21 protein-coding genes, 2 tRNA genes and 1 pseudogene are annotated in these 23,200 nt (G+C 62.6%); 12 read left to right on the top strand and 12 right to left on the bottom strand.

What is annotated here, in order from left to right; all coding sequences use genetic code 11:
- Positions 1–121: 121 nt before the first annotated feature.
- Both LH365_RS03915 and LH365_RS03910 read right to left on the bottom strand, forming a co-directional pair.
- Positions 122–1,822: an alkaline phosphatase gene (locus tag LH365_RS03915; RefSeq protein ID WP_226744895.1), complete on the bottom strand. Its 1,701-nt coding sequence runs from the start codon at positions 1,820–1,822 to the stop codon at positions 122–124.
- Positions 1,823–1,964: 142 nt separating this feature from the next.
- A complete protein-coding gene (locus LH365_RS03910; RefSeq protein ID WP_226744894.1) occupies positions 1,965–4,511 on the bottom strand; it encodes a TonB-dependent receptor in 2,547 nt (848 codons plus the stop codon).
- A 274-nt stretch (positions 4,512–4,785) separates the two neighbouring features.
- Between LH365_RS03910 and LH365_RS03905 the strand changes: the two genes are divergently transcribed.
- The 3 genes from LH365_RS03905 to LH365_RS03895 all read left to right on the top strand — a co-directional run bounded on the left by LH365_RS03905 (position 4,786) and on the right by LH365_RS03895 (position 7,057).
- Positions 4,786–5,367 carry a YceI family protein gene (locus tag LH365_RS03905; protein ID WP_226744893.1) on the top strand — a complete coding sequence of 194 codons (582 nt, stop codon included), beginning with the start codon at positions 4,786–4,788 and terminating at the stop codon, positions 5,365–5,367.
- A 70-nt stretch (positions 5,368–5,437) separates the two neighbouring features.
- Positions 5,438–6,262 carry a class III extradiol ring-cleavage dioxygenase gene (locus tag LH365_RS03900; protein ID WP_226744892.1) on the top strand — a complete coding sequence of 275 codons (825 nt, stop codon included), beginning with the start codon at positions 5,438–5,440 and terminating at the stop codon, positions 6,260–6,262.
- A gap of 81 nt (positions 6,263–6,343) precedes the next feature.
- On the top strand, positions 6,344–7,057 hold the full coding sequence (locus LH365_RS03895) for a glutathione S-transferase family protein (RefSeq protein ID WP_226744891.1): 714 nt from the start codon (positions 6,344–6,346) through the stop codon (positions 7,055–7,057).
- Positions 7,058–7,175: 118 nt separating this feature from the next.
- On the opposite strand, the gene LH365_RS03890 is transcribed toward LH365_RS03895, so the two are convergent.
- Positions 7,176–7,337: a hypothetical protein gene (locus tag LH365_RS03890; protein WP_226744890.1), complete on the bottom strand. Its 162-nt coding sequence runs from the start codon at positions 7,335–7,337 to the stop codon at positions 7,176–7,178.
- Positions 7,338–7,541: 204 nt separating this feature from the next.
- On the opposite strand from LH365_RS03890, the gene LH365_RS03885 reads away from it, so the two are divergent.
- The gene (locus LH365_RS03885; RefSeq protein WP_226744889.1) at positions 7,542–9,590 is read left to right on the top strand and encodes a glycoside hydrolase family 97 protein; all 2,049 of its coding nucleotides are present in this window, start codon (positions 7,542–7,544) and stop codon (positions 9,588–9,590) included.
- Here the strand turns inward: LH365_RS03885 and LH365_RS03880 are convergent, their stop codons facing one another.
- The 7 genes from LH365_RS03880 to LH365_RS03850 form a co-directional block, all read right to left on the bottom strand.
- On the bottom strand, positions 9,591–10,001 hold the full coding sequence (locus LH365_RS03880) for a metallopeptidase family protein (protein WP_226744888.1): 411 nt from the start codon (positions 9,999–10,001) through the stop codon (positions 9,591–9,593).
- Positions 9,998–10,177: a hypothetical protein gene (locus LH365_RS03875; protein ID WP_226744887.1), complete on the bottom strand. Its 180-nt coding sequence runs from the start codon at positions 10,175–10,177 to the stop codon at positions 9,998–10,000. The genes LH365_RS03880 and LH365_RS03875 overlap by 4 nt, the downstream gene beginning before the upstream one ends.
- Positions 10,161–10,403, bottom strand: coding sequence for a hypothetical protein (locus LH365_RS03870; protein ID WP_226744886.1), 243 nt, complete (start codon positions 10,401–10,403; stop codon positions 10,161–10,163). Before LH365_RS03870 ends, LH365_RS03875 begins: the two co-directional genes overlap by 17 nt.
- A 115-nt stretch (positions 10,404–10,518) precedes the next feature.
- Complete coding sequence (locus LH365_RS03865) at positions 10,519–11,337, bottom strand: enoyl-ACP reductase (RefSeq protein WP_226744885.1); 819 nt, start codon at positions 11,335–11,337, stop codon at positions 10,519–10,521.
- 23 nt (positions 11,338–11,360) lie between these two features.
- Positions 11,361–12,584 (bottom strand): beta-ketoacyl-ACP synthase I, encoded by a 1,224-nt coding sequence (fabB, locus tag LH365_RS03860; RefSeq protein ID WP_226744884.1) that lies wholly within the window; start codon positions 12,582–12,584, stop codon positions 11,361–11,363.
- Between the two features lie 33 nt (positions 12,585–12,617).
- A complete protein-coding gene (gene fabA, locus LH365_RS03855; RefSeq protein ID WP_226744883.1) occupies positions 12,618–13,136 on the bottom strand; it encodes a 3-hydroxyacyl-[acyl-carrier-protein] dehydratase FabA in 519 nt (172 codons plus the stop codon).
- A gap of 256 nt (positions 13,137–13,392) precedes the next feature.
- Positions 13,393–13,926 (bottom strand): SH3 domain-containing protein, encoded by a 534-nt coding sequence (locus LH365_RS03850; RefSeq protein WP_226744882.1) that lies wholly within the window; start codon positions 13,924–13,926, stop codon positions 13,393–13,395.
- A gap of 236 nt (positions 13,927–14,162) precedes the next feature.
- Between LH365_RS03850 and LH365_RS03845 the strand changes: the two genes are divergently transcribed.
- The 8 genes and pseudogenes from LH365_RS03845 to LH365_RS03815 all read left to right on the top strand — a co-directional run bounded on the left by LH365_RS03845 (position 14,163) and on the right by LH365_RS03815 (position 21,639).
- On the top strand, positions 14,163–15,149 hold the full coding sequence (locus LH365_RS03845) for a D-glycerate dehydrogenase (protein WP_226745438.1): 987 nt from the start codon (positions 14,163–14,165) through the stop codon (positions 15,147–15,149).
- Positions 15,150–15,348: 199 nt separating this feature from the next.
- Positions 15,349–15,423, top strand: a tRNA-Gly gene (locus LH365_RS03840).
- 33 nt (positions 15,424–15,456) lie between these two features.
- A tRNA-Gly gene (locus LH365_RS03835) sits at positions 15,457–15,531 on the top strand.
- A gap of 172 nt (positions 15,532–15,703) precedes the next feature.
- Positions 15,704–16,534, top strand: a complete 831-nt coding sequence (locus LH365_RS03830) for a hypothetical protein (protein WP_226744881.1) — start codon at positions 15,704–15,706, stop codon at positions 16,532–16,534.
- Positions 16,535–16,650: 116 nt separating this feature from the next.
- Positions 16,651–19,296, top strand: a complete 2,646-nt coding sequence (locus LH365_RS03825; RefSeq protein ID WP_226745437.1) for a PAS domain-containing protein — start codon at positions 16,651–16,653, stop codon at positions 19,294–19,296.
- Positions 19,297–19,500: 204 nt separating this feature from the next.
- Positions 19,501–19,854: pseudogene (locus tag LH365_RS18730) on the top strand (ATP-dependent zinc protease); the annotation flags it as partial.
- A gap of 123 nt (positions 19,855–19,977) precedes the next feature.
- On the top strand, positions 19,978–20,913 hold the full coding sequence (gene rimK, locus LH365_RS03820) for a 30S ribosomal protein S6--L-glutamate ligase (RefSeq protein WP_370639744.1): 936 nt from the start codon (positions 19,978–19,980) through the stop codon (positions 20,911–20,913).
- A gap of 123 nt (positions 20,914–21,036) precedes the next feature.
- Positions 21,037–21,639 carry a Smr/MutS family protein gene (locus LH365_RS03815; protein WP_226744879.1) on the top strand — a complete coding sequence of 201 codons (603 nt, stop codon included), beginning with the start codon at positions 21,037–21,039 and terminating at the stop codon, positions 21,637–21,639.
- A gap of 35 nt (positions 21,640–21,674) precedes the next feature.
- Here the strand turns inward: LH365_RS03815 and LH365_RS03810 are convergent, their stop codons facing one another.
- Both LH365_RS03810 and LH365_RS03805 read right to left on the bottom strand, forming a co-directional pair.
- Positions 21,675–22,067 carry a hypothetical protein gene (locus LH365_RS03810; protein WP_226744878.1) on the bottom strand — a complete coding sequence of 131 codons (393 nt, stop codon included), beginning with the start codon at positions 22,065–22,067 and terminating at the stop codon, positions 21,675–21,677.
- 95 nt (positions 22,068–22,162) lie between these two features.
- Positions 22,163–23,182: an adenosine kinase gene (locus LH365_RS03805; RefSeq protein WP_226744877.1), complete on the bottom strand. Its 1,020-nt coding sequence runs from the start codon at positions 23,180–23,182 to the stop codon at positions 22,163–22,165.
- Positions 23,183–23,200 lie beyond the last annotated feature (18 nt).

Genomic DNA, 23,200 nt, shown 5'->3' with positions numbered 1-23,200 from the left:
GGGCAGCCGGCGGACGCGTTCAAGAGCGCGCCAGACTTATCCTCAGGCCTTAAGAGTCGCGCATCTGATCCAAAAACCGGTGCCCACTTTTTGGAAACGGAGTTCGGCGCAGCCAATGCGCTTAGCCCAGAATTTTCAGCGGCCCCACGCGATGGGCTTCGGCCTGCGCCGCGAACGTTCCATCGACCGTCACCTGGAAGTCGCGCGCGGTGATGGTCGAAACCGACACCCATTCGCCCATCGCCGTTTCCGGCGTCAGGGTCAGGCGGACGAAACCGTTGCGGTCGGTTGAAGCCGCCAGCACCTCGGCATTCTGATCCGCCAGCACCCTGGCGAGGCTGAAATTCGGCAGCAGGTGGTCGAACCACACGGTCGGGCTGGAGATCGCTGTGACGCCCAGTTCCACCGCCACGCGCTCGCCTGCGGCATCGTGCAGTTCGTTGGCCCAGGCCTGATGGCTGTCGCCGGAAAGCACCACAGCGCGCGCACCGGATTCGCGGATATAGCCGTAGAGCCGCTCGCGCTCGGCCGGATAACCGTCCCAGGCGTCGAGATTGAGCGGCAGCGGGTTTTCGGTCTGGCTGAACAGGTCGATCATCGGCCCGATGACGCCCGCCACGTTCGGCGGCAGCATCTTCAGCATATTGGCGATGCGTTCTTCGCCATAAAGGGCTTTGAGGTCGGGGCCCTTGACCTTGGCCATCACCACCTGATTGCCGAAAACCTGCCAGCGCACGCCATCGGCCACCGACGATTTCAGACCGGCCTGCAACCACTGACGCTGGGCCGCGCCCAGCAGTTCCCGTTCGGGCGCGTTCAGTTCAGCGCGGAACGCGTCATAGTCGGCCTTGCCCGCCGCGTCGCGCTTGAGATCGGTCTGATAGTCGAGTTGCCTGGAGCGTCCAAGGAAGCGCGTCTCGGTCATGAACAGTTCGGCCAGTTGACCGAAGCGGAACGAGCGGTAGATGACTTCGGACAGCATACCCGGCTGCGGATCGCGGATCGGCATCCACTCGCGATAGGCTTTCAGCGCCGCGGCCTTGCGCACATTGAAGTCGCCTTCGGTGGCGGGCTGATGGTTCTCGGCTCCGGCCATCCACGGGTCGTTGGTCATTTCGTGGTCGTCGAAGACGCAGATCCACGCCGCGCGGGCGTGCGCCGCCTGAAGGTCGGCATCGGTCTTGTACTGGGCGTGGCGGGTGCGATAATCGGCCAGCGACACGATTTCGTGCGGCGGCTCCGGCACGCGGCCCAGCAGCCGCCCGTTGCCCATGCCGTAGTCGCTCAGGCCCGCGCCGTACTCATAGATATAGTCGCCGAGGTGCAGGACGGCATCGACCTCGGTCATATCGGCAATGGCGCGGTAGGCGTTGAAATAGCCGTTGGGGAAGAGCGAGCACGAGGCGACCGCCAGCACGACACGCTCGGTCTCTAGCGGCAGGGTCTTCGCCTGCCCCACCGGCGAGGTCGCGCCCTGACAGGTGAAGCGGTAATGATAGGTCTGACCGGCTTTCAGGCCGCCGACATCGATCTTGACCGTATAGTCGCGCCCGGAGTCGGTCACGAAGCGCCCCGTCTGAGTCACGGTGACGAAGGCCGGGTCTTCGGAAATCTGCCAGACGACCTCGGTGGCGGCGTCGAGACCGGACACCCTTGTCCACAGGATGAGCCGATCGCTCAGGGGATCACCGGCCGCTACGCCATGGATATAGTGCGCCCCCTTGATCGGGGCCAGCCCCGAACCGGATACCGCCGGCGCCGCACCCATCAGCCCAAAAGCCATCAAGGCCTTGCGGCGGTTCAGTTTGTACGTGTTGCTCATCTGCGCCGTCCCCTGACACTGAGTCGGGAATGGCCATAAGGTGCTTCGGTGACAGCGTTATTGCGCCTGCGTGACAGTTTTGTTCACAGGCTTATTCACAGGCCCTCCTCCCCATCGCGCCGCAATGGGGAGGCGATCATGCTCAGTAGTTGAAGCGCAGCGTCACGCCGACTATACGCGGCTCACCGGCGATGAAGGTGGCGATGCCGAGATTGTCGCCCGTATTGCCGGCATCCTTGATATAGGCCTCATCCGTGACGTTGTCGGCGAAGATTTCGACCGACCACGGCGCGTTCAGTGGCGCGAAGCCCAGACGCAGGTTGAGCAGGCCATAGGCCTTCTGCGTCTCGTCCGGCTTCGTGTCGGCCACCGGGCGCAGGTTCGGCACCGCCGGCTGATGCTGCGGCAGGTCGTTGTCGTCGCTGAACACCACCTCCGACTGCCAGGTATAGGTCGGGGTGAACCAGAAGCGCGTGTTCTGCGTCGCGAACTTGAAGCGGCCGCCCAGCGACAGGCTGTGATCCGGGTTCAGGCGGAAGCGGTTGCCTTCGTACAGGCCATTGCCGAAGCGGGCGTGGCTGTAGGCGTAGGTCAGGAAGAGGTCGGCCCCCGGCGTCACGCGGTAATAGGCCTGCGTTTCCAGGCCGTAGGCGTCGGCTTCACCGGCGCTGACCGTGATCAGGCCGCCGGTCGAGGTCGAAACCTGCGTCTGGAAGTTCTCATACTTATAGCCGTAGACCGCCGTGTCCCAGCTCAGGCGACCGCCCATCAGGCGCGTTTTCAGGCCGATTTCGGCGCTGTCGACCGTTTCGGCGTCGGCATAGGTGAACTTCGGCGCGGCCAGCGGGGTCGCGCCCGAATCGCCCGACAGGACCTTCGGCTGACGGCCGCGCGCCACCGAGGCGTAGGCATTGACCGTCTCGCTGAAGGCGTAGCGGCCGACGAGGCGGAAGGTCACGCCGTCATCCGAAAAGCTCTGATCGATGCGGTTGCCGTTGCCTGGCGTCGGCTGCTTGAAGATGCCGACCGGCGGCATGCCGGCCACGACGGCCTGCACGACGACGGGAGTCACCGCCGCCGTCCAGGCATTGATCTGCGATTGCGGCGGCATGGTGCCATTGGCCATGACGTACTGCGTCACCAGTTGCGTCACCTGCGCCTGCACATTGGCGGTGATTACCGGCGTCAGGCTCGAAGCGGCGGCCAGCACCGACGGGGTTTCCACCGAAGCCGAATAGCCCGACACCTTGTCGTCCTGCGTATAGCGCACACCGGCGCTCAGTTCGAGCTTCGGCGTGACGCGCCAGGTGACGTCGGCATAGGCGTCGATCGATTCCGTCTCGCCATAGTTGGCCGAGGATTCGCGGTGGGCGCTGTTGATATAGGGGGCCAAGGGGCCGAAGGCGGTCGGAGCCGCGGCGGCGATCATCGGCAGGGACAGCGGCGTCGGGCGCGGCAGGTTGTTGGTCAGGAACAGGCCGGCGACGCGCTCGTCGATCTGCATCGGCACGCGGGTTTCGGCCTCTTCCTTGAAGTAGCCGAGACCGGCGAACCACGACACGGCGCCGCCGGCATCGTAGTTCAGGCGCAGTTCCTGCGACCACTGCTTGCCCCTGGCGTCTTCGGCGACGGCCAGAACCGGCAGGGACATGCCGTCGGCGTCGAACACTTCCGACGCCGAGAAGCGGCGATAGGCGGTAATCGACGAGAGGCGGTAGTCGCCGGACAGACGCCACTCACCCAGAAGCGTGGTGCCGGTGACGGTGCGCTCAAGACCCAGATCGCGGTTCTTGAAGCCCGACGGATTGGCCAGAGCCGCGCCGGAGGTGGGCGACAGGTCGCCGATCACCGCGCCGGTTTGCGGGTTTGTCGGGTTGAAGGTGCCCGACTTGAAGCCCGTACCCGGGGTCGAGTCCTTCTGATAGTTGGTGATCAGGTCGAAATGCAGGGTGTCGGTCGGATGCCAGGACGCCGTGAAGCGCAGGGCGTCGGTGCCGAGACCGTTGAAGTTCTCACCCCCCAGCAGGTTCTCGGTATAGCCGTCGCGGTGCTTGGTGCGCCCCGACAGGCGCACAGCCAGGGTTTCGGTCAGGGGCACATTCACCATGGCGTCGACCATGCGGTAGTCGTAGTCGCCGACGCTGACCGCCGCGCGGGCGTCCAGCACCGGCTTGGCCTTGGCCTGAATGACGTTGACGGCGCCGATCAGCGCGCCGCGGCCGAACAGGGTCGATTGCGGGCCCTTGGCCACTTCAACGCGATCGAGATCGAACAGTTCGACATAGGCCCCGCGCGAACGCGAGATCGACACGCCGTCCTGAAACACCGACACGCGCGCTTCGCCGGTGGCCGCGCCCGAATCGGAGGTGATGCCGCGCATCACGAAGCCGGGATTGTTCGGCGACTGATCCTGCACTTCGAACCCCGGCACGAACAGCGACAGTTCGGCGAAGTCGGTGATGCCGACATCGTTCATGAAGGACGCGTTGAACCCCGTCACCGCCGCTGGGACGTTGAGCAGCTTCTGCTCGCGCTTTTGCATCGTGACCACGATTTCCGGCACGGCGCCATCATCGGCCTGAGTTTTGACCTCCGTCCTGACCTCAGTCTTGACGTCTGTCTGGGCGACAGCAGGCGCGGCCACCATCAGGGCCAGCAGGGAAACGGGGGCAAGACGCAGGACGGACATGGAGAGCTTCCTTCGGGTCACAGAGGGACAATCGGGAGAGAGGCTTAACGAAAGCTTATGACACTATGGTTGCAGACGCCACAATCGCGCCGCCTTCGCCAAGATTGCCGCCACCTGTCACGCAAAAGCGACAATTCGACGCTTAACTGTGAACGCCGCCGTCTTTCGTACGTAATAGAAGGTTCGTGTTATTTTTTTCGCGTTTCGCCCTTGCCAGCCGCAACCGTAACCCTTATTGTTACGTATAACTGATTTTCGTTCCAAGGAGCCCGTCATGCGTCACGTCTTCAAATCCACCCTTCTGGCCGCCGCCCTGTTCGCCGGCTCTCTGAGCCCGGCCCTCGCCGCGCCCGAAACCTTCGCCATCGAAGCGACCCATACCGAAGTCGTCTTCTCGTGGACCCATTTCGGCTTCTCCAAGCCGACCGGCAAGTTCATGAACGCCGTCGGCACGCTGGTGCTGGACGAAGCCAACCCGGCCGCCTCGTCGGTCGAAGTTTCCTTCGCCATCGACGGCCTGAACACCGGCGTCGCCGCCCTGGACGAGCACCTGAAGAAGCCGGATTTCTTCGACGCCGCCAAGTACCCGACCGCGACCTTCAAGTCGACCAAGGTCGAGGTGTCGGGCAAGGACACCGCCAAGGTGACCGGCGATCTGACCATCCACGGCGTGACCAAGCCGGTGACGCTCGATGTCAAGCTGAACAAGATCGGCGCCAACATGAAGGGCGTGAAGACCGCGGGCTTCAGCGCCACGGGCCAGATCAAGCGTTCGGACTTCGGCATCGGCGCCTACGTTCCGGCGGTGAGCGACGAAATCAGCCTCGTCATCACCTCGGAAGCCAACAAGAAGTAAGACCGGCCTCCCGGTTCATTTCACGGGGCGCGGTCAGACCGCGCCCCGTTTTGTTTTCAGGTTAGCGACCATGACGGCACAAGGCCCCCTGCCCACCCTCTATATCCCGCACGGCGGCGGTCCGTGCTTCTTCATGGACTGGAACCCGCCGCATATCTGGGATCGCATGGGCGACTATCTGCGCGGCATTGCGCAGCAGGTGGGCCAGCGTCCCAAGGCCATACTGGTCATTTCCGCCCACTGGATGACGGACGCGTTCACCGTCCAGACCAAGGCGAAGCCCGGCATGCTGTTCGACTATTACGGCTTTCCGGAACATACCTACCAGTTGAACTATCCCGCGCCGGGTTCGCCCGAACTGGCCGAGCGCGTCGTCGCCCTGGCCGGTGAAGCCGGCATCCGCGTCGATCGCGACGACACGCGCGACTACGACCACGGCGTCTTCGTGCCCTTCCTGCTGATGTATCCCGACGCCGACATTCCGGTGGTGCAGTTGTCGATCAAGAAGAACTGGAACCCTGCGGACCATATCGCTCTGGGCAAGGCGCTCGCCCCCTTACGTGACGAAGGCGTGTTGATCGTCGCCTCGGGCATGAGCTTCCACGACCTCAAGGCGCTTATCCGCATGAGTCTGGCCTATGAGCCGATCAATGGCTCGCACCATTTCAACGACTGGCTGAACGACACGCTGACGGCCCATCGCGGCGAAGCGCGCGAGGCCCTGTTGCGCGACTGGTCGAAAGGCGCCGGCGCGCGCATCGCTCACCCGCATGAGGACCATCTGGTGCCGCTGTTCGTCGCCGCCGGCGCGGCGAGCGATGCGGCGGGGGTACGCACCTATGACGAAGTGCTTAAGCCGATGAACACGGCGGTCAGCGGTTTCCAGTTCGGGTAGGTCTGATCGGCTAAAGCTTGGCAGTTTTTATACGATGAGCGTCAGTTTCGCCACTTCCGGGCTTTAGCGGCTGTGTACATAATGGCTCCCTATCAAACGGAGGCCCTGATGTACGACCTGCATATCGCCAACAAGAACTATTCCTCGTGGTCGCTGCGGCCGTGGGTGCTGCTGCGCGCGTTGGACATCCCGTTCACCGAGCACATGCACTTTTTCTCGACCGCCATTGGCGAGAATGTGCAGTTCAAGGCCTTCTCGCCCACGGCGCTGGTTCCGGCGCTGGGTGATGGCGGCCTGACCGTGTGGGATTCGCTGGCTATCGCCGAATATGTCTACGAAGCCCATCCGGCGGTATGGCCCGCCGACCGCGAAGCCCGCGCCTTCGCCCGTTCGGCGGCGGCGGAGATGCACTCCGGCTTTTCCGTATTGCGCAATATCTGCACCATGAACTGCGGCCTGCGCATCCGCCTGCACGAGATCACGCCCGCACTTCAACGCAATATCGACCGACTGGACGCCCTATTCAGCGAAGGACTGAGCCGCTTCGGCGGACCGTTCCTGGCGGGCGAGCATTTTACCGCCGCCGACGCCTTCTACTGCCCGGTGGCCTTCCGGGTGCAGACCTACGGCCTGCCACTGAGCCCGCCAGCGCAGGCCTATGTCGAGCGGCTTCTGGCCTTACCCGCCATGCAGGCGTGGTACGAGGCCGCACTGGCCGAAACCGTGCGCGAGCCGGAGCACGAGGACGAAGCCGCACAGGTCGGCGTCGTGCTCAACGATTACCGCGCCTCGTAAGCTTTAGCTTTATCGCGCATTTGATTTCAAAAACCGCTGCACACTTTTTGGAATGCGCTTTAAGAGTTTCGGCGGGAGGCAATCCGGTCCCTCCCGCCGCGGCAGGCACGCCTGCCGTTTACACGCCGTAGCAAAACCGGCGGGTAAAGCGGATCACGGTCTCGATGAAACCGATGAGGCCGGAATGGTGGGGAGGAATGTAGATTTCGGAAGCAGGCAGCTTCCCCCGATGCGGATCGGTGCGCGGCTGTGGAGCGGCAGGCAGGTCGGGGGTACGCATACGGATAAGCCCTGATACTAGGAACGCACACTTGAACGACGCGCATAACACGCCGAAGTCACAAGAATAATGCTGTTCTCTTAACCTGAGATTAATACGCGTAATGGTTGAAGCTTAATAGCTGTATCGGCTTTCCTTTAAGCGCTTGACCCTCGTCGCACTTTGCGGCTTCCTGCCCTGAACAGATAAAACAGGGAGTTCTTCATGAAACGGTCCGTCGCCCTTTTGGCCTTCTGCCTGTCCCTGACGACGGGCGCCGCATCGGCCCAGACCGTTTCCACCGCCTCTCCTGACCGCCGCAACACCATCGAGGTGACTCTCAGCGATTCCGGCGCCCTGACCTATCGCATCAGCCGTAACGGCAAGGCGATCATCGACACCTCTGCGTTGGGCCTTGTTCTGCAAAACCGCCCGCCCTTCGGCACCACGCTGGGCGACGGCGGTCTCAAGCTGGCGGCGCAGGCGACCACCACCGGTATCGACGACTTCACCCTGCCGGTCGGCAAGACGAAGCACGTCCGCGCGGCCTACGGTCAGAGCACCCTGACCTTCGACACCGGCAAGGCCGACCTGCCGCGCCTGCAACTGATGGTGCGCGCCTATGATGACGGGGTGGCCTTCCGCTACGTCATCCCGGCGCAGGATGGCGTCGGCGCACTGGACATTCAGGACGAGGCCACGGCCTATCGCTTCGCCGGCGATTACGATTGCCACGGTCTTAATCAGGGCCGCTACGAGAACAGCTTCGAGGGCGAGCACGACGCCATCAGGGCCTCGCAGTTCCGTCCCTTCCATCTGTTTCAGGCCCCGGTGGTGTGCCGAACCGGGGAGGCGGCCTTCGCCATCGCCGAATCCGATCCGCAGATCTATCCCGGAGCCTATTATACCGGCCTCAATGACGGCGCGCCGGGCGTGCGCCTGACGCTCACCCCGCGCAAGGATAACGACCCCGGCGCGCGCTTCAACACGCGTGCGGCGCACATCGATGCGGCGCAAGGATTCCGCACGCCCTGGCGCGTGGTCATGCTGGGCGATAGCGCCGGTCAACTGATCGAATCCGAACTGATCAATGCACTGGCCGCGCCTTCGAAGATTGCCGACACAGGCTGGATCAAACCGGGTCTGTCGGCCTGGGACTGGTGGAATGGCAATCAGTTCCCGCTGCCCGCCCCGCACAACGCCAATGGCCAGGTTTCCGGCATGAATACCGCCACCTACAAGGCCTATGCCGACTTCGCGGCGGAGATGGGCTTCGCCTATATCCTCATCGATGAAGGCTGGTCGGTCGGCTCGACCGTGGAGCCGAACCCCGCCGCCGACGTGACCAGACCCAAGCCGGAAATGGATATCGCCGAAATCGTCCGCTATGCGAAAGCCAGGGGGGTCGGCGTCTGGATCTGGCTGCAGTGGCAGCAACTCGACAGGCAACTGGACGAAGCGCTGGCAATCTATGAGAAATGGGGCGTGAAGGGCGTCAAGGTCGATTTCCTGAACCGCAACGATCAGGAGATCATGCCCTTTTATCACCGACTGTTGTCAAAAGCCGCCGATCACAGGCTGATGGTCGACCTGCACGGGGCCTTTCCGCCGGCGGGCCTGACGCGGACCTATCCCAACTACATGACGCAGGAAGGCGTGCTGGGGGCCGAGAACAACAAGTGGAGCCGGCGCATCACGGCAAAGCACAATGTGACTCTGGCCTTTACCCGTGGTCTTTTGGGGCCGATGGACTATACGCCGGGCGGTTTCCGCCATGCCAGGCCTGACGATTTCCCGGCTGAACAGCGCTTCATCAATCCCTACGTCATGACCACGCGCGGTGCCGGGCTGGCCATGTATGTGGTCTATGAGAGTCCATTCCAGATGGTGTCGGACAGCCCCCCGGCCTACAAAAAAGCCGACGGCTCCCTCGAAGACGGCGTCGATTTCCTGAAAGTCGTGCCCGCTTCGTGGGATGAGACGCGCTTCATCGCCGGGGATATAGACGACCATGTGGTCATCGCCCGACGCTCAGGCGACCGCTGGTTCATCGGCGGCATGACGGACAAGGCGAAGTCCGTAAAGGTGCCGCTGGGTTTCCTAGGCGACGGCGCATACACGGCGACCCTCTGGCAGGACGGCGAGAGCGTCTCAACCCTGAAACGCCGTCAGATCAGGACGGCAAAGGGCGAGAGCCTGACGCTCGATATGGCGGCCAATGGCGGCGGGGTGATCGTGCTGATGCCGGAGGCGAAGACGAAGAATCGTAAGTGATCAGTGAACGGGCTTTTTCAGTTCGTCCTCCAGCCACTCCATATCGTCGTCGCTGAGGCCGAAATGATGCCCGGCCTCGTGGATCAGGATGTGCGCCACCAACTCATTGAGGGGCACGCCCGTCTCGGCCCACTCATCGAGGATCGGACGGCGGAACAGGTGGATCATCGGCGGCAGATCGCCGGTATAGACCTCGGTTTCCGCCGGACGGCCCGTGTACAGGCCCGTCAGCTCGAACGGGTCTTCCATACCCAATTCGGCCAGCAGGTCCTCGGAAGGGAAGTCCTCGATGATCAGCACGACATCGCGCAGATAACCGGCAAAAGGCTCCGGCAGCTTGGCCAGCGTATCTCTTGCCGCGGTCTCTATATCGCCCAGTGACGGCGGCGGTCCGAAAGTCGTTACAGTCATTCGGCAGCCGGACGGTCAACGGCATTTTCAGGATAGACCTCGACCGGCTTCTCACCGTCCCAGACGACCCAGTACTGCCCCAGACGGCGCTTGCGCTCGATGGCGTCGGACACAGCCCCTTGCAAGGCGGCAAAGGCTTGCTCTGATTTTCGCTTGAACTCAGACTTGTCGGTCAATCGGCTGCTCTCCATTAGCCGCATACACATCCTCGTCGAATACGATGATCATATCTCCGGATTGCTCGAAAAGACGCTGCGGCACATCTCCTGTATTTAAATAGGCACGGCATTCGCTGACGGCCAGCCTGTAAACCAACATCAGATTACGCAGACTACGGGGGAAGCGACGTTCGATGTCAATATCCGGAATATGATGGCCACCGTGCGCGACACGCTCAGCCACCCGCTCTTTAGAGCGAGATGATTTAAAGTGGAAACATCATCTCGCTCTAGCGCCGCAGGTATATAAGTACCTGCAAGCGACGGCGACGTACTAATCGGCCAAAGACCGCGATTTCCTAGACTTCGATGTCTTCCGGCAAGCCCACGACATGGAAACCGGCATCGACGTGCACGACTTCACCGGTGGTCGACAGGCCGAGATCGGAGGCCAGCCACAGGGCCGCGCCCGCAACGCCTTCCATCGAGGTCTCTTCCTTCATCAGCGAGAACTGGCCCGACTTGGCGTGCAGCGAACGGCCGCCGGAGATACCGGCGAGGCTCAGGGTGCGCATGGCGCCCGCCGAGATGGCGTTGACGCGGATGCCCTTCGGCCCCAGATCGCGCGCGATATAGCGGGTCGAGGCTTCCAGAGCCGCCTTGGCGACGCCCATGGTGTTGTAGTTGGGGATGACACGCTCGGCGCCCAGATAGGTCAGGGTCACCAGCGAACCGCCATTCGGCATCAGTTCGGCGGCGCGGCGCGACACATCCACGAATGAGAAGGCCGAGACGTTCATGGCCAGCAGGAAGCCTTCGCGGGTGGTGTTCTCGACGAAGGAGCCCTGAAGCTCGTTCTTGTTGGCGAAGGCCACCGAGTGGATGACGAAGTCGATCTCGCCGTACACGTCTTTCAGCTTGGCGAAGGCGGCGTCCATCGAATCATCCGACGTCACATCGCATTCAATCAGATGCTTGACGCCGATGGAGTCGGCCAGCGGCTGCACGCGGCGCAGCAGGCTTTCGCCCAGATAGGAGAAGGCGATCTCCGCACCCTGAGCCGCGAGTTGCGAGGCGATGCCCCAGGCGATGGACTTGTCATTGGCGACACCCATGATCAGGCCCTTCTTGCCCTTCATCAGGTCGCCCTTGGGGAATTTCCAGCCGTCTTCAGCCATGTGAGAGTTCCAGTCCTAGAAAATTACAGATCGGCCTGCGACAGGATAATCGAGCCGTTGGTGCCACCAAAGCCGAACGAGTTCGACATGACGGTTTCCAGCGCACCGTCGCGACGCTCGCGCAGGATCGGCATACCATCGAAGACGGGGTCCAGCTCCTCGATATGCGCGCTCTTGGCCGCGAAACCGTGCTGCATCATCAGCAGGCAGTAGATGACTTCCTGCGCACCCGCTGCCCCCAGGCTATGCCCGGTCAGCGACTTGGTCGAGGAGATCAGCGGCCCGTTATCGCCGAAGACATTGCGCACCGCACCCATTTCGCGCTCGTCGCCCACCGGCGTCGAGGTGCCGTGCGGGTTAAGGTAGTCGATCTTGCGGCCGCCGGCCTGACGCAGGGCCTCGCGCATACAGCGCTCCGCCCCCTCGCCCGACGGCGCGACCATGTCGTAACCGTCCGAATTGGCGCAGTAACCCACAACCTCGGCCAGAATGTTCGCGCCGCGCGCCCTGGCGCGTTCATAGTCTTCGAGCACCACCGCGCCCGCGCCACCGGCGATGACGAAACCGTCGCGGTTCTTGTCGTAAGCGCGCGAGGCCACCGACGGCGTGTCATTATAGTTCGAGGACATGGCGCCCATAGCGTCGAAGAGGTTGGACAGGGTCCAGTCCAGTTCTTCGGTGCCGCCGGCGAACATCACGTCCTGACGGCCCAGCATGATCTGCTCCGCCGCCGCACCGATGCAGTGCACCGAGGTCGCGCAGGCCGACGATATCGAATAGTTGATGCCGCGGATCTTGAACCACGTCGCCAGAACCGCCGAAGGGCCGGACGACATGGCCTTGGGCACGGCGAACGGCCCTATGCGCTTGGGCGACTTCTTTTCGCGCGTCGTGTCGGCGGCTTCGACGATGGTGCGCGTCGAAGGCCCGCCTGCGCCGAAGATGATCCCCGTGCGCTCGTTGGAAATGTCGCTCTCTTCGAGGCCGGCCGACTTGATGGCCTGCTCCAGCGAGACATGGCCATAGGCCAGACCGTCCGACAGGAAGCGGGCGGCGCGGCGGTCGACATAGGGCGACCAGTCGCCGATGGTCGGCGCGGCGTGCACCTGACACTTGAAGCCCAGCTCCGCATAGTCGGGCGCCGCAACGATGCCCGATTTGGCGTCGCGCAGCGAGGCCGTGACCTCCTCCGCGCCCGTGCCGATGGATGAGACGATTCCGATACCAGTGATGACAACTCTACGCATGGTTCGCTTCCCTGTAGTCAAAGGGGTGCCGGATCAGACCAGATCCTTGGCGTCGAACAGGCCGACGCGCAGACCCGAAGCTGAGTAGATCGGCTTGTCGTCGGCCAGAACCACGCCTTCGCCGATGCCCATGATCAGCTTGCCGGTCATGACGCGCTTCATATCGATCCGATAGGTCACTTTCCTGACGGCCGGCGTGACCTGACCGGTAAACTTCACGTCGCCGACACCGAGCGCGCGACCGCGGCCCGGATTGCCCGACCAGCCGAGGAAGAAGCCGACCAGTTGCCACATGGCGTCAAGGCCGAGGCACCCCGGCATGACCGGATCGCCGATAAAGTGGCAGGCGAAGAACCACAGGTCCGGATTGATGTCGAGTTCAGCCTCGATATAGCCCTTGTTGAACGCACCGCCGTCCTTCGAAATCTGGGTGATGCGGTCCATCATCAGCATCGGCGGAGCCGGCAACTGGGCATTGCCCGGGCCGTACATTTCGCCGCGCGAACACGCCAGAAGGGCTTCGTAATCGAAAGAAGAGGGACGCTCGCTCATTGGGGCTCCGGTAAGAATCTCACGCACATAGTGCTGTCATTGCGGCGCTTAATGGCGCGTTCGTAACAGGCTGTAAAGATGCGTTACACGCATAGAGCCTGCGGCTCAATGACTTTTCGCGTGTTTTTTAGGGTTCAGCGCGGGATGATTTCAGATGGAGACATCATCCCGCGCTGAATTTTTGAGTGGTCGCGCAATTTTTCCGAAACGAAGTTCGGCGAAGCCAAAAGTGGTGCCCACTTTATCGGATTGCGCTCTAGCGCGTGCTGTGTCCGCTGCCCAGCCGCGTGAAGGGGTCCGGGCGTTTGCACGCCGCGCCTTCCTGCGCCCCCCACAGACGCTCCTGCAGCGCCCAGCCGTCGACATTGCCGACCGAGACCTTGCAGTAACCGTTCTTGCACTTGTCGAGCGCCGCCAGAGCGCGCGGATTGAGCCTTGCCTTCACCTTCGCGGTGGACTTGGCCCCGCTCAGCATATCGATCTTCTGCGTTCCGATCGAGATGATGCTGCGCTGGGATTTCAGCATCGACTTGTGCACCCAGGCGATGCCGCCGTCCGGATCGCAGATCATGCGCCATTCGCGCGTTTCGGAAATGATCTGCACCGGCAGGTTCTTCTGACGATAGGTCCACAGGATCTTGTTTTCCTTGGTCGGGCCGGAACGGGCATAAACCTCGTTGGAACGCAGCGAGGCCCAGCGCGGCACCGGCTGCTTGGACGGCGTGTCGAACGCCTCCTCCTCGGCGCTGCCGGCCGTGGCGACCGGCGCATTCCCGACGCAAACAGCCAAAAACGCTGTCAGCAAAACCAGGGCAAGCGCCCGGCCCGCCTTGACGCGGGGGCACGGCCTATGGTGTGGTGATTTCACTGCAAAAGGCGGGCTGAACAGGGTCGGCATCGACGAATACGGACGGTTGAAGAGGCGTGGGAAGGTCTCCGACACTTGCGCCGCAAAGCTTCAGATTTGGTTAACCAGATCCTAAAAATCAGCCCCACACATATAATGCCGCCAGAGGGTCAACTCATATTATGAACAAGAAACTGAAGGTCGTCATGACCGTGAAACTGCCCGACGGGGTGGAAACGCGGTTCCGCGAACTGTTCAACACCACCCTATGGCTCAACAAGGACCCGATGCCGCGCGAAAAGATGATCGAGGCGGCGCAGGAGGCTGAGGTGCTCGTCTCTTCGATCAATGACCGCATCGACGCCGACTTTATCGAAGCCTGCGGCGAGCAGCTCAAGATGATCGCCAATTTCGGCGTCGGCTACGACCATATCGACGTCGCCAAGGCCGTCGAAAAGGGCATCATCGTCACCAACACCCCCGGCGTGCTGACCGAAGACACTGCCGAAATGACCATGGGCCTGATCATCGCCGTCGCGCGCCGCTTCGTCGAAGGCGCCGAAACCGTGCAGCGCGGCGAATTTTCCGCCTGGTCGCCGACCTTCATGATGGGCCGCCGCATCTATGGCAAGCGCCTCGGCATCGTCGGCATGGGCCGTATCGGTCAGGCTCTGGCGCGTCGCGCCCGCGCCTTCGGCATGCAGGTCCACTATCATAACCGCAAGCCGGTGTCGCAACGCATCTCCGACGAGTTGGAAGCGACATACTGGGATGACCTGGATCAGATGCTGGCGCGCATGGACGTGGTATCTATCAACGCGCCGGGCGGCCCCAACACCTTCCACCTGCTCGATGCCGAGCGCCTGTCGAAGCTTCAGCCGCACGCCATTCTGGTCAATACGGCCCGCGGTCAGATCGTCGATGAAGAGGCGCTGGCCCATCTTCTGCGCGGCAATAAAATCGCCGGCGTCGGCCTCGACGTCTATGAGCGCCTGCCCGGCATCAATCCGGAACTGTTCGGTCTGCCCAATGCGGTGCTGCTGCCGCACATGGCGTCCTCGACCATCGAGGCTCGCACCGATATGGGCGACCGCGTGATCCTCAATATCAAGACGCTGCAGGACGGGCACCGTCCACCGGACCGCGTGATACCGGCGATGCTCTGACATTCCATGAAAAAGCCGTCAGGGCGGCCCGTCGGGTCTTTTCATTTTTAGCCCCCTCTCCCCGTTCACGGGGAGAGGGAGGGGGTGAGGGGAAAGCCGAGCCTCTAAAGTTTTTCACAGATTCACGCCTCATGGGGCTTGCAAAGGTTCCGGGCTTTTGTCTATAAGGCCAGCCTCTTCGGCCACGCGCCGGAAAGATGCGGGCGTAGCTCAGCGGTAGAGCGCAACCTTGCCAAGGTTGATGTCGAGAGTTCGATCCTCTTCGCCCGCTCCATTTCCTTTAGGGAGTGGAACTGAACAGAAACAAGCGGGTGTAGCTCAGCGGTAGAGCGCAACCTTGCCAAGGTTGATGTCGAGAGTTCGATCCTCTTCACCCGCTCCATTCTGTTTTTAAACACAAAAGGCCGGATCAGCGATCCGGCCTTTTGTGTTTAAAAAATTCTCCCCTACGTTCCATTGACTTTAACCGCCGCCCGAAAGACGCTGCGGATATCAGGGCGGGACGCAGGCACGGCGCGCGGGACACATACATCATGGCATCTGCGGATAATCGGTTGCGCCAGTTCGTCATAGGCTTTGCCGTCCTGTCATTTCTGACGGTGGCCTTGGGCGCGCTAACCCTGCAACAGTTCGGGCTGGGCATGGGCGTTTGGCTGCGCAACCCCGTCGCGTGGCTGGTTGGGGGTCTTCTGTGTCTGGGGCTGGCGCAGGTATTACGTCCATCGCCGTGGCTTTTACTTCTCGCACTGTTACTTCTTGTCCTGACCTTCGCCGGTGCCGGGCAAGAGGGCGTGCATCGCTGGCTGATACTTGGGCCCGTTCAGGTCAATGTCGCCCCCCTGATCCTGCCTCTTACGCTGACCGCTGCCCAACCAAAGGATGGAGCACAAGAGCCGGCCTTGTGGCTTATCGGAATGGGGCTCATCGCCATTCTTTTGGCATGGCAGCCAGATCGTTCGCAACTGGCGGCTTTTTCGGTTGCCGTACTAACCCTCACAAGGCTTCGCTTTAGTTCACGCAGTTTCCTTTGTAGCGTACTCGTAATTCTGCTTGCTGCGCTGCTGTGCGCGTGGCGTCCCGATCCTCTGCTGCCCGTGCCGCATGTGGAAGGTGTAATGTCCATGGCCTGGGTACAATCACCTCTACTCGCCATAGTCATGTTCACCTGCCTGATCCTGACCGCGCTGAGTCCTCTATGGCTATGGCGGGACAAAAACCGCCGCGCCCCGGCGGTCGCACTGAGCCTCTACAGTCTCGCTTGCGCACTGCCATGGCTCTTCGGCACCTTCCCCGTCCCGCTGGCCGGATACGGCGTCAGCTTCGTTCTTGGCTGGTGGCTGGGCATTGCCGGACTTTTTGCGAAATCGCGCCGCACTACGGCCTAAACGTCGCTTGCGCCCCTTCTTAAAACAGGTACGTTTGTTGCAGCCGCTAAGTCCGGTAACGACCGGCTGAGGTGCAATGTGCGCCGAAACGGGACAGGTGGGAGTCTGTGCGCGCGATGCTTCTGGAAAGCGAAGCCGATCTGATTGTGGTTCTGGGGGTGCTGGCGGCGCTGCTGCTGGGTGTCGCCATCGTCGCGGGCATTATCGCCGTCATCAAGACGTCTCAGGTGCGTCAGTTTCAGGACCTTTTGTTCAAGGCCGAACGCAAGATCGATCAGCTTGAACGCCGCATGTTCAACGTGCTTAACGCCGTGCCGGTGGCGCTGGTCGAAACCGACGCCACGGGCAAGTTCATCTTCGCCAACAAGACCGCGCATCAGCTTCTGGGCCGCAAGGACAACGAACTGATCGGCTTACGTTTTCATTCGGCGACCTGGGGCATCACCTATCCCGACGGCCGTGTCATTCCGCCCGACCTTCTGCCCATCGCGCGCACCCTGCGCGGTCAGACGGTCAAGGGCTTTCAACACCTGATCGTCAATCACGGCAGCCGCACCAAGGTGCTGGTGTCGGTCACCTCCATGCCGATCATGAACACCAATGGCGAGGTGATCGGCTCGACCACGGCGCTGGTCGAGATCGAAACCCAGACCGGCGAAGGCGTGGGCGATATTTCCGGTGTCTGGCGCGGCCACTGGTTCTCGGCCGCCCCGGTGCCCTTCTGGGGGCTGGATCAGAACGGGACGGTGCTCGACCTCAATCCGCGCGTCGGCAGCCTGCTCGATACGCCGCGTGATCAGGCCATGAACGCCAACTGGGCGCAGGTCTTCGTCGCCGACGCCGACTTCCAGAAGGCCGTCGACTTCCTCGCCGACCTGCCGCCCGAAGGTCAGGCCAACGGCCGCCCCTCCTCGATCAACCTCTCGCTCAAGGATGTGCGCGGTCAGACCCACCCGGTCATCCTCACCGCCTGGATCGTCCATACGCAGGACGGCGAAGCCCAAGGCATCACCGTCGCCGCCATCCCGACCAAACTCACCCTGTCGGTCAGCGAGACGCCCGCCCTCGCCGCGCCTGTGGTTACTGCGGCTCCGGCTCTGTCGGAAGACGCTCAGCAGGCGCTCGAAGACCTGCAAAAGGCCGAACTGGCGCGCGCCGCGCTGGGCGTCGGCGTGTGGTCCTACGACCCTGTATCGGATTCCATCGTCGAGGACGAAGGCATGCGCCGCCTGATCGGCCGCGAATTCGACGGCGGACCGACGCGCATCACGGCGGAAGATCAACTCCGCGCCAATGACGCCTTCGGGCGGTTGATGTCGGGCCAGAGCGATAGGCTCGACCTCGACCTGACCATCCCGCAAGCGGACGGCTCCGTGCGCCACGTCTCGCTTAAAGGGCAAGGCAAGATAGTCGACGGTCAGCGCGAACTGTTCGGTGTCGCCATCGACGTCACGGACGCCAAGGCCGTGCCTGAGATCGTGCCGGACGCCGCCCCCGTCATCATCGAAGACACGGCGAAGATCGAAGCGCTGCAAGCCGATATCGAAGACCTGCGCCATGCTCGCGCCGAAACCGAGGCCGAACGCGACGCCCTGCGCGGCGAACTGGAAGCCCTCAAGGTCGAGGCGGCGAAGACCGCGGAAAACCCGGAACTCGAAGTCCTGCGTGCCGAACTGGAAGCGCTGAAAACCGCCGAGCCGGTTGCGGTCGAGGTCGCCCCGGACACCAGCGAGTTGGAAGCCGCTCTGGCCGAGATCGAAACGCTCAAGGCCCGCACCAGCGAACTCACCGCGCTGGAGACCGAACTGGAAACCCTGCGTCAGGACTACGCGACCCTGGCTGAGACCGTTGCACCGCCAGTCGTTGAAAACGATCCGCGCGACGCCGAAATCGAGGCCCTCAAGGCCGAAGTCGCCGAGTTGCAGGGCCTCAAGGCGCTCGAAAGCGAATTGGCGGTGCTGAAAACCGAAAAGGCCGAACTGGAGGCTGAATTCACCGCGCTTCAGGCCGTCCCCGCGCCGCAAGCCAAGCCCGAACGCCAAATCTCCGATATTGCCGCCGACATCAGCCCGCTTAATCGCGTATGGAAGACCGACGGCACGCTGACGCGTCTGTCGTCGGGCTGGCAGGTACTGACCGGCTGCGGCGCGCAGGAATTCTTCGGCGAGGGCTGGCTCGACAGCCTGCATCCCGACGATCAGGACCGCATCCATGCCGAACTGACTATGCATCTGGCGCAAAAGACCGGCGGCGACCTGTCCTACCGCGTCAAGACGCCCGCCGGTTTCAAGCCCGTGCTGGAACGCCTGAGTCCGGTCACCACCGATGAGGCGTTCGATGGCCTCGTCGGTGTCGCGTTCGATCTGTCCGCGCACCTGCCGTCCGCTCCGCCGCCGGTCACCGAAGCCGGTCCCGACCGTCTGGAGTACCTGACTCTCAAAGCGCGCACCGGTCAGCTCGAACTGGAAATCGCCCAGTTGCAACTGGCCAAGCTGGAACTGGAGCGTCAGGCCGAACGGCTCGACACCGCCCTCATCCTGTCGCAACGCTATGAGACGGTCGGGCGTCTGGCCGGCGATGTCGCCGCTGACTTCTCGCAGATGCTGAACGTCATGAACGCCGCGCTCGACATGATCGGGCGTCAGGCGGACAATCAAGACCTTCGCCGCCTGTCCGAGGCCGCCCTGGCCGCCGGCAAGCGCGGCGAGCGCCTGACGCGGCAGTTGCTGGCCTTTACGGTCGAGGCCAAGGAAAAGGCCTGAAGTCCCCTTTCCCTGCCTGCGGGGAGAGGGTTAGGGTGAGGGGCATCTGTCTTTAGTTCGGCTCGCCCCTCATCCGACCTCGCTCACCCGGCCCCCCGCACCGGCGGCCCGGTTCTCCCCGTAAACAGGAAGAAGGAAAGTTATAATTCCGTCGCAAAAACGGCCTATGGGCGGTAGCTTGATCCTCCGCTCACGGGACTGTTCATGACCGACACCGCACCGCTTACCTTCGGCTGGGAAGAATGGGTCGGCCTGCCCGATCTGGCCCTGCCCGCCATCAAGGCCAAGGTCGACACCGGCGCCCGCACCTCGGCCCTGCACGCGGTGGATATCGAGGTCTTCGGCACGCCCGAACGCCCGCGCGTGCGCTTCGTGGTCAATCCGGTGCCGGGGCGTTACGATATCGAAGTCGCCTGTTCCGCAGATCTCTTGGCCCAGCGCGAAGTCACCTCGTCCAACGGCGAGACGGAATGGCGCTATTTCATCGAAACCCACATCGATATCGGCGGCGTCCGCCACCCCATCGAGGTGTCGCTGACCAACCGCGCCCACATGGCCTATCGCATGCTGATCGGCCGTCAGGCGCTGGAAAGCCTCGGCGCGCTGGTCGATCCCACGGCGGGTCAGCGTCTGCCGGTCCTGTCCTACGACGTCTATAGCCGCGCCGACGCCCCCAAGGCGGTGAAACGCCCGCTACGGCTGGCCGTGCTGACGCAGGACGCCGGCAACTATTCCATCCGCGCCCTGATCCGGGCGGCGCAGGAACGCGATCACGTCATCGAAGCCATCGAAACCTCGCGCTGCTACATGAACATCAATGTGACGCGGCCCGAAGTCCATTACGACGGCAAGCCCCTGCCGCAGTTCGACGCCATCATCCCGCGCATCGGCGTCCCCATGACCAGTTACGGGCTGGCCGTCGTGCGGCAGTTCGAGACCACCGGCGCCTATTGCCTGAACCGCTCCTCGGCCATTTCCGCCTCACGCGACAAGCTGCACGCGCTGCAGGTCATGGCGCGCAAGGGCATCCCCATGCCGGTGACGGCGTTTGCCAAATCGCCCAAGGACACCGACTTCGTCGTCGAACTGGTCGGCGGCGCGCCACTGGTCATCAAGCTGACCAAGGGCGCGCAGGGCCGCGGCGTGGTTCTGGCCGAGACCCATCTGGCCGCGGCTTCGGTCATTTCGGCCTTCCGCGACCTCGATGCCGAATTGCTGACGCAGGAGTTCATCCGCGAAGCCGACGGCGAGGACCTGCGCTGCTTCGTCATCGGCTCGAAGGTGGTGGCGGCGATGAAACGCAAGGCCAAGATCGGCGATTTCCGCGCCAACCTGCATCAGGGCGGCAAGGCCCTGTCGGTCGAGATTACGCCGGAAGAGGCCGATATCGCGGTAAAGGCCGCCCGCGCTTTGGGGCTTCAGGTGGCCGGGGTCGATATTCTACGCTCCAATTCCGGCCCCAAGGTGCTGGAGGTCAATTCCTCGCCCGGCCTGCAGGGGATCGAGAAGGCTTCCGGCGTCGATGTCGCCGACCTGATCATCCGCCATATCGAAAGCAAACTGCGCCCGGTCCAGCACCTGCCGAAACAGAATCCGCGCGCCAAGCGGCGAGATTGATCCACGCGGGGATGTTCAGACTTACACCTCCCCGCTGGCGGGGAGGGGAACCGTGAGTGAAACGAGCGGTGGTAGGGTGGAAACCCTCTTTCCCCCTGCCCCACTCCATGCCATTTAAGCCCTATGAAGCGCTTTGGCCTGAAGGACGAAGATCTGAAACTGTGGCAACTGGTGACCGCCACGGTGCGCCCACACGCGCTCAAGACCAAGCCCGAGCCTGTCAAGCCGCCTTTCGCGAAACCGGAAATCGAAACCGTCACCATCAAGGGCCTGCCTGAGGGTCAGAACACCCTCTCCGCCCCGCGTATTGAGCGCCCGCTGCCGCTCGTTCCGTTCAAGATCGGTGAAGCCGTGCGCCCCCAGAGCGGTTTCCGCCTGACCGAGGGCACATCCTTCGCGCCCGACCCGATCGAGCCCAGGCGCAAGCGCCGCATCAGCCGCGAACGCGATCCGATCGAAGCGCGCCTCGACCTGCACGGCCTGAACCAAATTCAGGCCGAACAGCGACTGAAGGGCTTCGTGCAGCAGGCCTGGGCCAATGATTACCGCGCCGTGCTGGTCATCACCGGCAAGGGCATGGCCGAAAACGGTATATTGAGACGCAATGCACCGGAATGGCTAGCCGACCCGGCGCTGGCGCATATCGTGGCAGGGATTTCACAGGCCCACGCCCGCCATGGCGGCTCCGGCGCGCTCTATGTCGCGCTGAAAAGGCGACAACAATAGTTAATAACCTGTCGATTGAGCATCGAAACAGGATGCTATGCGCCCGTACACAAGGACGCTTCGTTATCGATATACGGATTTGTCATTTCGGGGCGCTGATACTGGCTGGCCGGCAGACGTGCATATCCCGGCGCATTGCGCACGCGCTCGTTGACATCATCCGCACGGACGCCGTGACTGCGATAAGCCGCATTCCATAACCCCACGGCCTTCTGTGCCGCCGCACAGGCCGCTTCGGACTTGCCCTGACCACTCAGGCGCAACGACGTGTTGTAGGCCGACTTTGCGCTTTTATACAGTTTGGAATAGTTGAGGGCCTGACTGGTCGGCGTCCATGCCGACCGGGCTGAATCGCCGGGGTAAACCGTCGCCGACACCGTGGTCGCTGCACACAGACTAATTGCCAATGTAATGATGAATGTACGCATTACAAACCTCCCTGTTTCAAGGTTTGAGCGCGGAGCCTTGGTTGCTATCCCCGCGAACTCAACCTTGACACAAGGTGGCCGTTTGGCAAGCGAATTCAGATCAGGCCGTTCTGTTTGGCCAGTTCAGCATAATTGACCTGCGGACGCGGGCCATAATGGCTGATCACCTCGGCGGCGGCCAGCGCCCCCAGACGGCCGCAGGTTTCCAGATGCAGGCCCTGCGTCAGGCCGTACATCACGCCCGCCGCGTACTGATCACCCGCCCCGGTCGTATCGACCAAGTCAGCCACCGGATAGACGGGGATGTCGTGCGACAGGTCGGCCTTGAGCGCCACCGAACCGCGTTCGGAGCGCGTGACGAATGCCAGATCGGCCTTCGACTTCAGATAGCGCGCCGCCTTGTCAAAATCCTCGGTCTGGAACAGCGACAGAAGCTCGGATTCATTGGCGAAGACGAGGTCAATATGCTGCTCGATAAAGGCCAGCAGGTCGGTGCGCCAGCGATCGACGACAAAGCTGTCCGACAGGGTCATGGCCGTCTTGCGGCCCGCCGAACGGGCGATTTCGCAGGCCTTGGCAAACGCCATCCGGCCCGATGGCGTGTCGAACAGATAGCCTTCGAGATAGGTGATCTGCGACGCCTTAATCAGTTCCGGATCGACGTCTTGCGGCTGCACCAGCGCCGCAGCCCCCAAAAATGTCGCCATGGTGCGCTGCCCGTCTTCGGTAATGTTGATCAGGCAACGACCGGTATGGGTCGGATCGTCGTGCAGGAAGGGCACATCGAAATGCACGCCGCTCTTTTTCAGGTCGCGGCTGAACACTTCGCCCAGTTCATCGTGCGCCACCTTGCCGATATAGGCCGCCTTGCCACCGAAGGACGCGACGCCGGCGATGGTATTGCCCGCCGACCCGCCGGATTCCTGCGTCAGATCTTCGCTATTCTTATCGGCGCGCGCCACCATCTTGCCGTAGAGATTCAGGGCGCGGTGCTGATCGATCAGCGTCATGCCGCCCTTGGGCAGGCCTTCCGACACGATAAAGTCTTCGCTGGCCGGGGCCAGAACGTCCACAATGGCATTACCAACGGCGGTGACGTCGTAGTCAGAATACATGCGCGATTATCCGGTTGC

The sequence above is a fragment of the Asticcacaulis sp. AND118 genome, from assembly GCF_020535245.1.
Classification (GTDB): Bacteria; Pseudomonadota; Alphaproteobacteria; order Caulobacterales; family Caulobacteraceae; genus Asticcacaulis.
The sequence above is the reverse complement of the archived record's forward strand: the minus strand, read 5'-3'. Positions and strand labels throughout refer to the sequence as shown.